The 12,910-nt window shown below is 38.6% G+C and carries 8 protein-coding genes and 1 riboswitch; of the genes, 4 read left to right on the forward strand and 4 right to left on the reverse strand.

Features of this window, described 5'->3' with window-relative positions; translation table 11 throughout:
* Positions 1-309: 309 nt before the first annotated feature.
* The 4 genes from NSQ14_RS03775 (at position 310) to NSQ14_RS03790 (ending at position 3,959) form a co-directional block, all read left to right on the forward strand.
* Entirely contained in the window at positions 310-939 is a 630-nt protein-coding gene (locus tag NSQ14_RS03775; RefSeq protein WP_342019744.1) for a VanZ family protein, read from the forward strand.
* Between the two features lie 79 nt (positions 940-1,018).
* Positions 1,019-1,207, forward strand: a riboswitch (Lysine riboswitch).
* Between the two features lie 124 nt (positions 1,208-1,331).
* Complete coding sequence (locus NSQ14_RS03780; protein ID WP_095141441.1) at positions 1,332-2,180, forward strand: transporter substrate-binding domain-containing protein; 849 nt, start codon at positions 1,332-1,334, stop codon at positions 2,178-2,180.
* 261 nt (positions 2,181-2,441) lie between these two features.
* Positions 2,442-3,197: an amino acid ABC transporter permease gene (locus NSQ14_RS03785; RefSeq protein ID WP_034768268.1), complete on the forward strand. Its 756-nt coding sequence runs from the start codon at positions 2,442-2,444 to the stop codon at positions 3,195-3,197.
* An 18-nt stretch (positions 3,198-3,215) separates the two neighbouring features.
* The gene (locus tag NSQ14_RS03790) at positions 3,216-3,959 is read left to right on the forward strand and encodes an amino acid ABC transporter ATP-binding protein (RefSeq protein WP_041844577.1); all 744 of its coding nucleotides are present in this window, start codon (positions 3,216-3,218) and stop codon (positions 3,957-3,959) included.
* Positions 3,960-4,076: 117 nt separating this feature from the next.
* Here the strand turns inward: NSQ14_RS03790 and NSQ14_RS03795 are convergent, their stop codons facing one another.
* The 4 genes from NSQ14_RS03795 to NSQ14_RS03810 all read right to left on the reverse strand — a co-directional run bounded on the left by NSQ14_RS03795 (position 4,077) and on the right by NSQ14_RS03810 (position 12,397).
* A complete protein-coding gene (locus NSQ14_RS03795) occupies positions 4,077-4,799 on the reverse strand; it encodes an exonuclease domain-containing protein (RefSeq protein ID WP_251242261.1) in 723 nt (240 codons plus the stop codon).
* A complete protein-coding gene (locus NSQ14_RS03800) occupies positions 4,789-5,769 on the reverse strand; it encodes a DUF294 nucleotidyltransferase-like domain-containing protein (protein WP_041902760.1) in 981 nt (326 codons plus the stop codon). Before NSQ14_RS03800 ends, NSQ14_RS03795 begins: the two co-directional genes overlap by 11 nt.
* A gap of 72 nt (positions 5,770-5,841) precedes the next feature.
* Positions 5,842-7,107 (reverse strand): ammonium transporter, encoded by a 1,266-nt coding sequence (locus tag NSQ14_RS03805; protein ID WP_341287243.1) that lies wholly within the window; start codon positions 7,105-7,107, stop codon positions 5,842-5,844.
* A 253-nt stretch (positions 7,108-7,360) separates the two neighbouring features.
* A complete protein-coding gene (locus NSQ14_RS03810) occupies positions 7,361-12,397 on the reverse strand; it encodes a S8 family serine peptidase (protein WP_346216892.1) in 5,037 nt (1,678 codons plus the stop codon).
* Positions 12,398-12,910 lie beyond the last annotated feature (513 nt).

Consider the following 12,910-nt stretch of genomic DNA (forward strand, 5'->3'; position numbering starts at 1 on the left):
TCCTTTACTAAAATACAACTGAATACATACGAAACGATTAAAAAACGGTATAATTATATACAAAATTACGTACGAAATCTAGAAAAAAGTTCTTTTTGGAAATGAATGGAAGGTATTGTCATAAAAGAATATTAAATGTATGGTTATTATAGAAAAATATAAACTTCTAATTACATATATGCACTAGGACAGTTGTCCAGAATTTGCGATTTGCAAATCCCCGCAATACCTAGTGAAGCGATCGACACTGCCTGGCCGGAATCAGAAGCCGAATCTGCATTATTTCTATATTATGAAAGGACTTTTTTTATGGATCGGATTAGTTATTTTGTTGATGATATGGCCCCTTATTTAATGATTGCACTCCCAATTATTTTAGTTGTAAGATTCATTCACTATTTTTCAAAAAGGAAAAACGGATTTCAAACAACTTTATTTCATGAACTTCTAATCATCCTTTATTTTTTATTCCTAGTAGGACTGGCCTCCCAAACGATTTTCCCGGATTTTGTGAATGGTCCGGACGGCTTAAAAATAGTAGAAAGTGAGGTACAGCGGTTCAATCTCGTTCCGCTTAATAAAATAAAGGAAATAAAAAATGCGATTATGTATGATAATGTAGACTATGTTATCATTGAAGTGTTCGGGAATATTGCCATATTTGTAATTATCGGTTTTTTAACCCCCTTACTCTGGAAAAAGTATGAAAAAATGAAAAATACAGTGGGTATTTCCTTCTTGATTTCACTTTTTATCGAAACGACGCAAATCTTTCTTCCCCGTGCGACCGATGTGGATGATCTCATTATGAATACATTGGGCGGTTTGATTGGATATATTTTGTATTTGCTTGTAAAAAAAAGGTTTCCTCAGTTTTCTAATCGATGTAAAGCCGATAACAGAAAAAATCAGGTGGTCGGTATGACAGAAGAGCCATGATTGCACATTTTTAGTTGACAGTCAATTTTTGATATAGTAGTCTAATAATATAATTGAATCAAAAACCTCACTACTTTTTTGGTGAGGTAGAGGCGCGGTATTTAACAGTCTTTAGTGGAACTCGAGATAGTGATGAAACTAAAGAGAAGGAAATATCGCCGAAGCTTGCAATATGATCTCGCTATTGCTTGCTGGGCTTACAGTGAATAACTGTAAGACTGTCTCAGGTAGAATGGTCCCGGTTTGCCTGAGTTGTGCTATCTCCAAAAAAAAGGGAATGTAGTGGGGGGACTAGGTGCAATCTGAAATCATGCGACCTGAGTTCATCTCAGGTCGCTTTTTGCATTGTTGTTATTTTCTTCATTGACAATATATTAGAAGGAGAGTAAATCATGAGAAGAAAATTGTTGTTATTGTTAACTTTATCTTTATTGGCTATGCTCACACTCGCAGGCTGTGGATCAAATACTTCTTCAAGTAAAAGTAATGGTTCAAATGGAAATAATGACGATACCTTTAAAGTTGGCATGGAAGCGGGTTACCCTCCATTTAACTGGACGCAAAAGGATGATGCCAATGGGGCTGTGGCTATTGAAGGAAGCAAGGAATATGCCGGTGGTTATGATGTCGAAATTGCGAAAAGAATTGCGGAAGGTTTAGGGAAGAAATTAGTTATTGTAAAAACAGAATGGGACGGTTTGATCCCGGCATTACAATCAGGTAAAATTGATGCCGTTATTGCGGGGATGTCGCCAACCGCTGAACGGAAAGAATCTATTGATTTCTCGGATAACTATTATAAATCTGACTTGGTTATGGTTGTAAAAAAAGGAAGTCCATATGAAAATGCGAAATCCATTCAAGATTTTAGCGGTGCAAAAATAACTGCGCAATTAAATACATTCCATTATTCAGTTATCGATCAAATTAAAGGTGTCAAAAAACAACCGGCAATGGACAACTTCCCGGCCATGCGGGTTGCCCTTGAGTCCGGTGTAATTGACGGTTATGTATCCGAACGTCCGGAAGCGGTCAGTGCTTCTTCAGCAAATGAAAACTTTGTTATGGTTGAATTTACGGAAGGATTTCAAACATCTGAAGAAGATACAGCCATTGCGGTCGGACTTCCTAAAGACAGTGATTTAACAGAAAAAATTAATAAAATTTTAGCCGGCATTTCAGAGGAAGAACAAACCGAAATCATGGATACGGCCATTAAAAACCAACCGGCAGCAGAATAGAACTCGAATTTCAATTAGATATAAATAAAGTGAAACTTCCATCAGTGGGGTTCTTCACCCCACTGATGGTTAGTTGAACCAATCGGGCACAAGCAGGCAGTCCGTCCCCACCTATCTTTTTTGTAAACTCGGGAAATCTTGAGATGGGGGTCTTGCCTCGCTGTTAAAGTGGGATCAAACAAAAGAGAAAGGAAGCCACAGAAGTTTCTGTGGCTTTATACCTTTGAAGCGTTAAAAATTCTAAATTTTAGGAGGATCGATATGAGCTTCGATTGGATAATAAAGATTTTTACAGAAAATTGGCCAATGTTTATTAGAGGGGCCGGAATTACGCTCTTAATTGCATTGATCGGTACAATTATCGGTGCAATGATCGGATTAATTATCGGTGTGATCCGCACGATTCCGATTCCGGAAAAAGGAATGAAACGGGCTTTATTGAAGTTCATAAATGCGATTTTATCCATTTATATTGAAATTTTCCGTGGTACGCCAATGATTGTGCAGGCAATGGTTATTTATTACGGTATGGCCATAGCGTTTGGAATCGATATGGACCGATTACTTGCGGCATTTTTTATCGTTTCCATTAATACGGGGGCATATATGTCGGAAATTGTCCGTGGCGGGATTTTATCGATTGATAAAGGACAATTTGAGGCCGCCCACGCCATTGGTATGAATCACCTGCAAACGATGACCAATGTCGTTTTGCCCCAGGTGTTACGGAATATTTTACCTGCCACCGGGAATGAATTTGTAATCAATATTAAAGATACCTCGGTTTTGAATGTCATCTCTGTTTCGGAACTGTTTTTTGCAACCAAATCGATTGCCGGAAACAACTTCAAATACTTTGAATCCTTCTTTATTGCTTCTGTTATTTATTTAATTATGACCTTTACGGTGACCCGGATTTTGCGCTATTTAGAACGAAAATTGGAAGGTCCGGAAAATTACAACTTAGCTGGAAACCAAATGCAAGTTGATACACCGAAAATTCCGTCTAATCATTAATGAAAAGGGGGGTAACGAATGGAAACGATGATTACTGTTCAACATTTAAGTAAATCATTTGGAACTCATGAAGTTTTGAAAGATATTAATTTTTCCGTAAAAAAGGGGGAAGTTGTCAGTATTATTGGTTCTTCCGGTTCAGGAAAATCCACATTGCTTCGTTGTATTAATCTTTTGGAAAAACCAACCGGCGGAGAAATTATTTATAAAGGTGAAAATATTTTGGATGATAAACATAATGTCAATCAGTATCGGACAAAATTAGGGATGGTTTTCCAACAGTTTAACTTGTTTAATAACCATGATGTGTTGAATAACTGTATGGTCGGTCAGGTGAAAGTGTTGAAACGTTCCAAGGAAGAAGCACAGAAGTTAGCCATGAAATATTTGAAAGTCGTTGGCATGGATCAATACATTCACGCAAAACCAAAACATCTGTCTGGGGGGCAAAAGCAGCGGGTTGCAATTGCTCGGGCGCTCTGTATGGAACCGGATGTCATGCTCTTTGATGAACCTACGTCGGCTTTGGATCCGGAAATGGTCGGTGAAGTATTGAAGGTTATGAAAGAATTGGCGGAGAGCGGATTAACAATGTTGGTGGTCACGCACGAAATGGAATTTGCCCGCGAAGTATCCGATCGTGTTGTTTTTATGGATAAGGGCGTCATTGCCGAGGAGGGAACACCGGAGCAAATTTTCAATCATCCGACACAAGAGCGGACACGGGAATTTTTAAAACGGACATTAAAGCAAAATATTTAGATTTTACAATTTGAGGGATGGTTCATAAATGGATTTGAACACATCCCTTTTTTTGCTTCTGCTAATATGCCGGAGTTTCGGGCGGGAACTCGGGTCTGGGACGAGAGACCATTCCAACTATATCCGCTCGTACACATCCTTCAATGAATCTATACCTTTGTCTTTTACTTTTTCAATATAAACCGTCCAGAGTTTGGCGGCTAAAAGGGCATCACCGAGTGCATGATGGCGATTGATGACCGGAATCCCATTATGGTCACAGAGATCCTCCAATTTTACTAAATTCAGATCCGGTTCTGCTATCCGATATAAAAAAGAAGTGTCAATTATTCGTAGTTGCAGTGGTTTTCGGTATAATTTCCAAAAAATATTTTGCAGGAAGGATTTCTCATGTACTGCATGATGGGCAACAAGCGGGAAGTCTTTGCTGAAATGTAAAAATTGATCGATGACTTCGGGGAGGGTTGGTGCATTCAACAATTGGTCATTATTAATTCCGGTTAAAGTTTCAATTTCCGGAGATATTTCTTTTTCTGTATGAACAAGGGAATAAAAGGTTTCCTCTTCCCGAATTTCTCCGTGAATAATTTTTACAGCGCCAATGGATATCATCTCATCTCCCTGATACGGATAAAACCCCGTTGTTTCTATATCAAAAACGACTAAATCTAATCGATCAAACGGGATATGCAAAATGTCTTTCTGTTTGATTTCCCTCTGCAATTGTCTCATGTACGCCATTTGTTCTTTATTTTGTACAATGGGTCTTTCCGGCGATGTACCTGTGGAGAATTTATGTTGGATGCCCCGAAAGAATTCGATAAACGGTTCAAATGCCATTTTGAACACCTTTCTTTACCAGATTAATCGTCTGTTTATGCAGTTTTTGCCCCTCTTTTATAATCTGTTTTAATAACGCTTTTTGATGGTTTGATAAGTTTCGAGTGTTTAAATAATGGGAGTCTTCATATGTGTCTTCTTTTATTGACAAAAGGCGAAGTTGCAGTAAAGCTTCAAAATGTTCCTTTTTTCCGTGCAATAATCGTGCCAATACCATGTTCTCCATAAGTCTGTCCATTCGATCACAGGTCGAAGTTTCATATAGTCCTTCCTTGATGGCTAAAAGACGAATGCTGTTAACATAGGGAAGGAATGCAGTGTATTTAATATTTATTGATCCATGATGTTCCCCTTTTTCTTCAATTAAAATATTCCCCATCGGTCCGACACCTTTTTTCGTATGCTTGACATTTTCAGCAAATCGAACAATTAATGCTCGATCGTCTTTTTGATATTGAAAAATCAAATCTTTTAACTGGTGGATCATTTGGTTGGTACCAACGATATTTCGGGCATCATAAAAGATTTGTAAATACCGGATCGTCTCCCAACTTTTTTCCTCCATCCATGAGTATAATTGTTTTTTCCAACTATCAAACGATTTACACCAGAGGGGATTGGAACTCATGATATTGCCGGTACAGTACGGATAACCGACTGCGTTCAATCCGTCCGAAAGTTCTTTTCCGAGTGTAAAAAAATAATCATGGTTTTCTTTATTTTCAATTTCATAAATAAGACCGTGGTCCTGGTCGCTTGTTACCCCCTGTTCCAAGCGACCGCCACTGCCTGTAATAAACCAAGAAAATTTGCACGGTGGCTGACCTTTATCTATTTTTTGTACCGCCGCTTCAAAAGCTTTTTTCATAACCGTATCATGAAAATCATTTAAGCTGCGTGTATCCGTCATAGATTCTCGGATATGTTGATCTTTCCACTCCTGGATCTTTCTATAAGAATGGTCAGTCATATGTGATCATCCTTTTCACATTCATAATCAAAAGAGGAGGGGAAGAAGTCTTCTCCTCTTATTCCCATTATATCAGGAACTTATTTTCGAAGTTGAATTAGCTGACATTTGTTCTGGATAGCCATAGCTTCCATGTTCGCTTATATCGAGACCCATGATTTCCTCTTCTTCTGATACGCGGATACCGACTAATTTTTTCATAACGATTAGGATGACAAAAGAAATGATAAATGCATATAAACCCGAAGTAACAACGCCTAATGCTTGGACGCCCAACTGATGGAGTCCGCCACCGTAAAACAATCCGGCCTGACCAACCGTTGCCAGTTCTTCTGTAGCGAAAAATCCGGTTGATAAGGTTCCCCACACACCGGCAGTTCCATGAACCGATAGTGCGAAAATCGGGTCATCAATTTTTCTCTTTTCAAAAAATCTAGCACTATAGAAAACTAGTACGCCGGCAATGAACCCGATGACAACTGCTGCCCATGGTTCAACAAAGGCACAGGATGCGGTAATGGCAACTAAACCGGCCAATGCACCGTTTAAAAGCGTTGGGACATCAGGTTTTCCAAGTACCAGCCATGAAATGAATGTAGCTGCAACAGCACCGGCACCTGCCGCCAAATTCGTATTTAAGGCAACAAATCCGAAAAATGCCCCGTCGACAGAAACCGTACTACCTGCGTTAAATCCAAACCAGCCAACCCAAAGGATAAGGACAGCTAAAGCGGTATAAACTTGGTTATGCCCGGCAATATTATTGGCAGAGCCGTCTCTATTATATTTGCCAATCCGTGGTTTTAAAAGAATCGTAGCTGCAAGGGCCGCCATAGCACCGGTCAAGTGAACGACGGTAGAACCAGCGAAGTCTTGTTTCCCGTGCTCTGCTAACCAACCGCCGCCCCAAATCCAGTGGGCGATAACCGGATAGACAAGTATGCCAAAAAGAATCGTAAAAACAACATAAGCGGAAAATTTAGCTCGTTCAGCAAAACCGCCAAGAGCAATGGTGATGGAAATACCGGCGAATGCTAATTGGAATAAGAAAAATACCGTGTCAGCCAAGCCCCCGTCCTCGGCTAACGCACCATTATAAAAGAAATCACTCATGCCAACAAAAAAGTTTGCGTTATCGCCAAAAATAAATGCATAGCCGATAGCCCAGAAAACAATGGATGCTAAACCAAAAGTGAAAATGGTTTTACCGGCAATATGTCCCGCGTTCTTCATTCGAGTTGACCCGGCTTCCAGTAATATGAATCCAGCAATCATAAAAATAACTAAAATTGCACTAACCATGGTCCACAAACTGTTCATTAAATACATTTCATCCATTTACATTTCTCCTCCTTGTATAATTTTTATTACATTATTATGTTAGAAAACATAACATAATGTTTATAATACACATTTTAATATTAGCACTTTGAATTGTCAATATGTTTTTGAAATATTATGTGAGAAAATATAACGTGATTTTTAATAAAAAGGGTTGTTGTTAGGGGAAAATAAAGAAAACTCGGCAAATACCGAGTTTTCTTTAAGAGTGGGGTGTTCTTCTATAAACACCCCTATTTGATTTGTTGAATTACATCATTGTTTTTCTTTTTCTTCTGTATTGGAAATAGACAGCAGCTACACCAATCATAACGAGTACAAAACCAATGATAAAATAATTATTGTATGGTGTCGCTGTATTTGGCAATTCTCCGCCATTCTTTCCACTGTTTTGGTTGGAACCATCATAAATACTTTGGTTTTTATCGCCAGCATCTTTTGGACTAGGTCCCTTAGGATCTTCTTGTCCACTAGGATTTGGTTGTGGAACAGGATCTTGCCCGCCAGGAGTTGGTAATGGAACAGGATCTTTCTTATTCGGATCTTTTGCGAATACTGCGAATGTACTAAAATGATTTATCCCAACGGAAACTTTGCCGTCTTTATGCACCGCATTTGGTATAAGCTCCCATTTTTTCATTTCTTCGTTGTAGTAATATACGTTTAGCTTGTCTGTGCTTTTAACTTTGTCATTATCGACAGTAAACACGAGGATAATTGGCTCACCAAAATCACTCACTACCTTATCACCGGCATAAATGGTAAAGTCGTAAACGCCACTAACCGCTTGATCTGCACTGGCTACATCGTCTACTTTTCGTACGTCAATAGAAATATCCTCACCATCCGCTAAATTATTCGATGGGATTTGGATTTCGACAGCGTAATTCCGGATAATCAAAGATACTTGTTTTTCTTTTAGTGTTTTAATTTGATCTGCTGTTAGGAATACGCGTACTTTATCTGCTTTACCAAGTTCAATAATGAAGGTTCCGCCATTTTTCACTCTATCAATATCATCATCCGAAATTGTTGCTACACCATTTGCAATAGATGGTGTTGTAATAACGATCTCTTCTTTTTCCACAACTTTAATATTATCAATCGTAATAGTTTGTACTGCTTCTGCACCACCACTGTTTTTTGCATAAACAGTGTACGTTCCATTTTCAGTTACATCGAATTGTTTCGCTTCAAGGTCGATTGGATTTCCGGCATTATGAAAAGCGTCCACATTTTGTTTGCCTTCTAACCATTTTAATTCGACAAGCGCCGAAGTACTGTCTGCATCAACTTTAATAGATACCGGTTCCTCTGTTTCTTCCGTTGTAGAAGGTGTTAACGCAATACTTACCGCAGGAATGACAATATTGTTAATTTCAATGGTTTGAACTACTTCCACACCTTTACTATTTTTTACATAAACGGTATAGACACCGTTTGTAGTTACAGAAAAGCTGCTTTCTTCAAGATTAATTTCGTTTCCGGCATTGGCAAAGTCTTCCGTTGCCTTCTTGCCTTCCAACCACTTCATGGAAACAAGATCTGCTTCACTGTTCGTTTCAATTTTTACCGTAACCGGCCCTTCCGTCGGTTCAACTGTTGAAGGTGTTAATGTAACGGTGAATTCATCAGCTGGTTTTGTGATATTTTCAATTTTTATCGTTTGAACAACTTCCGCGTTTTCACTATTTTTTGCATAAACCGTGTAGATACCATTTTCGGTTACATCAAAGGTTTTCTTGTCTAGGTCGATAGCATATCCGGCATTAGCAAAATCTTCCGCTGTCTTTTCCCCTTGTAACCATTTAAGTGCCACAAGATCTGCTTTACTGTCTGTGTTAACAGAAATAGTAACCGGCCCTTCTGTTGGTTCAGTTGTTGACGGTGTTAATGTAATTGCAAAATTCTCAGCTGGTTTTTTAATGTTTTCCACTGTAATGGTTTGAACAGCTTCTACATTCTCACTATTTTTCACATAGACAGTGTAGGTGCCGTTTTCTGTTACATTGAATTCACTCTTTTCAAGGTCAATGTCATTTCCGGCATTGGCAAAGTCTTCTACTGTCTTTTCTCCTTGTAACCATTTCATAGAAACTAGCGGAGATGTACTATCTGTGTCGACTTTTACTGTAACCGGCCCTTCTGTTGGTTCAGTCGTTGACGGTGTTAATGTAATGTGAACATCTTTTTGCTCGCCCTCAACGTTTAGTTTTACTTCCTTGTCACTAGCGTTTGCAACAATATCTTCTACATGTAGTGTTACTGTATTTTCGCCTGCTGGAAGTTTAGTTAAGGAAATCGCAAATGACCCATCTTGTTTTAGCGTAACAGGACCACTTCCCACATCATTTCCATCTTTATCCGTAACACGATAAGTGACGGTTAATTTCTCATTGACATCATATGGGATACCAAAAGCTTCCTCTACAGCGGACTTGAAATCAATAAATTTATCGTTAATGGAACCTGTAAGCTCGTATTCCGATCCTTTGATTTCTTCCGTCTTATTAAATTCGATTTCCGGTGTTGATGTTTTCACAAATAATGGACCGTCATCTGCAAGGAAAGTAATCGTTTCGTTTGCAAGATCCCATGAATTATAATCAACCGTGTATACGCCTTCCGGTATTTCGGTTTTTTCTCCCGTTTCCCAATCAAAGTATGTTCCATCAATTTTGAGTTTCCAATCCCCGGCTGGTAATGGCTGGAATGCAAAATAGCCTAAATAGCCATCGCCAAACGGTCCGCCACTCGGATTTTGAGCATCCCATAATTCAAGGGACATCAATTCTTCGTCACCTAACAAACCGAATTGGAGAGCGGTTTCTTCATATTTACCATCCCCATTTGGTGAGATTGCATTATCCAGAAGTTGGTAATATGATAACCCGGCTGGACCTGCTGTTGAGAAAGCGGCAGCGAATGGTAAGATTAACTTAGTCGTACCATTTGTTAAATGAATGTATCCAAGCATTTCATTATCTGGAGATTCCTCCCCGGCAGGAACAGTCAATGTTACATTTAGTGTTTCCGTTCCATTTAAAGTAAACGATGATTTATCTACGGTTACACGAGCATCTGCCATTTCGCCTGTAGCTGCTTTGGTCACTTCTACACTGACATCAAAATTACTAGGTTTACCTACTAAGTCTTTAACTGCAATTTGTTTGGTGATTTTTTTCTCACTTTCAGGATCTGGTGCAACTTTACCAAATGTCACCGTTCCTTTTTCATATTCAATTGTTTTTTCTTCAAAGGATGTTGTATCGAGTGCATAGGCAAGAGCTTCTGCATTCATGGCTTCAAGCGGTTGAGCACGTCCCGGACCTTGAGCAAATACATCATATAATTTAGTATCTAATTGTTTTGCTGTATTCGATATTGCTACTTTTACATCAAATGGTGTCCAATCAGGATTTTTTGATAAAAGTAATGCTGCTATACCTGCAACCTGTGGTGTAGCCATGCTTGTCCCGGTAAAACGATCATAGGCTTCAGAGTAATCAGCATCAGGGTAATCTTTTCCATAGGCCGGAACAGATGACATAATATTTGTTCCAGGTGCCGAGACATCTGGTTTAATGTCAAACGTTGGTGTAGATGGCCCGCGTGAACTGGAATCATTGATTTTATCCCCTTCAGTTGTGCCTTTTTCATATCCGCTAATGGTTACTTTTCCTGTTTTATTGGCTGTTGCCTCAATTGCTTTTCTAAATGCGTTCCCATCTTTTGTTGAAATGTCAAAGGTAGGAATAAAGGCAAATGAATTACCAAGTAAAATACCTGATGGTGCTTCACCAACATTATTATGAACCAGGAGACCCGCTGCACCATGATTTTTAGCTGCCGCAATTTTATCGACAAAAGGAATTTCTCCACGTGATACGAGGGCAATTTTTCCTTTTACATCAAGACCTTCGTAGTCTGATTCCGTCCCAAAGCCGGGAACAGCTACGACGTCGTATTCACCTGTTAATGTTTCGGATGGATCTTTTCCAAATGTCCAGCCCATTAAACTTGCCTTGTATTCATCGCGAAAATCTCCCGCCTCAACAGTGAGTGTTGCTTGGTATGTTTCTTCTGGCAATGTCGAGTTTCCTACAGAAATTGCCAGTGCAGCAGATGCTGGGTTGCCAATCGTACTACGACCAGGACCGCTGTTTCCGGTTGCAACGACTGCAGTGACACCTGCTAATGTCGCGTTGTTAATAGCAATTGCATCTGGAGCGGTTTGGCTATTACTACCGCCACCTAAAGATAGATTGATTATATCCATATTTTCTTCAACTGCTTTGTCAATACCGGCAATTATTCCTGATGTTGAACCGCTGCCATATGCACCAAGTACACGATAAGCATACAAATCAACTTTTGGTGCAACTCCTTTAATGTTATATTTATTATTTCCTTGTGCAGCAATGATGCCTGCTACATGTGTTCCGTGGGAAGTATAAAAAGCATCTCCGTCTTCATCGAACTCCGGCATATTATCTGGTCTATCTTCCGGTGTTGTTTCATAAGGATCATCTTCTGCACGATCACGAGCATAATTACTGCCATGAATGATAAAATTATGGCCACCTTTATAAACGTCTTTCAATTCCGGATGGTTGTAATCAATTCCTGTATCAAGAACAGCAACTTTTACGCCTTGACCTTCATATCCCATCTTCCAAATTTCCGGGATCTTAAGGTGTGGATTACTGTCCATCATTGCTGCTTTTACCGTATCATCTTTTTTTACTTCCAATGCATGAACTTCTTCATCCGGGTGTATGCTTACAACCCCATTTAACTTTAACAGCTTCTGTAATTCGCTTTTATTTACGGTAAGTGACATCCCATTAAAAGCTTGATGGTATGTAAAGCCTTTTTTATAATTAATCTTTTCTGCTTTCAATTGTTTCTCAAATCTTGCTTGTTGATTTAGTACTTTGTTTTTAACAGTACTTGCCTGTTTTTGAGAGAAAGATTTACCCTTTACTGTTTGCTTTCCTTTTGCAAGTGCGACTGGTTCTTCGGAAAGCTGAACAATAACTTTAACTTCACCATCACTTTTTGCCATTTTTAAGGATGAATCTAAATATGGATCTTTCTTTAAAAGCTCTTTTTGTTGATTGATGATATTTTTTAATTGTGAGATTCTTTCATCACTGTTTACTTGTTTACTAGATTGGATGTTCGTGTTTGTTTGAGCATGGGAAAATGCCGGTTGAAACAGTGTGAAAATAAGTATAAAGATTAGTAAACTGCTAAGTAATTTTTTAAAACCTTTCCTGTTCAATACTCCTTCCCCCTTTTTCCTTAGTGAATGAAAGTTTTTCAACGACTTTATCCCTTATTTGACAACACCCCTTTTATTCCTGTCTTTTTACTTCTGTTAAATCAGGAAAGTAGTTTAATAGTATCATTTTTTTTAAAAATATCAATAGATAATTCAGAATAGGGCAAATGTTACATAAATGTCTTAATATTAGACATATTTTGCTATGAAATACAGGAGGAGAAAAAAGTCAATTATCCAAAAGACCTAAATCTACCCTAAAATCAGACAAATTCAGATCATTTTTAACAGGTGCCTGAGACCTCCAAAATTATTTTAAAAACGAAAATAATTGTTCTTTATTTTGCCTTCCAAAAAAACTTGTACGATAGGATTAATAGAAACCAAGTTTTACATAAAGATGGTTCTGCCAAATAGGTCGGCGTAAACCAAAGTTTCCAATGCTGAAGTTGTTTTGGCTCTTAAGGTAATTGTTAGCAACTTTTCAAAAAAGAGATTCTGACGGGGAGTTCC

Origin of the sequence: Caldifermentibacillus hisashii, assembly GCF_039654145.1 — a bacterium.
GTDB lineage: Bacteria > Bacillota > Bacilli > Bacillales > Caldibacillaceae > Caldifermentibacillus > Caldifermentibacillus hisashii.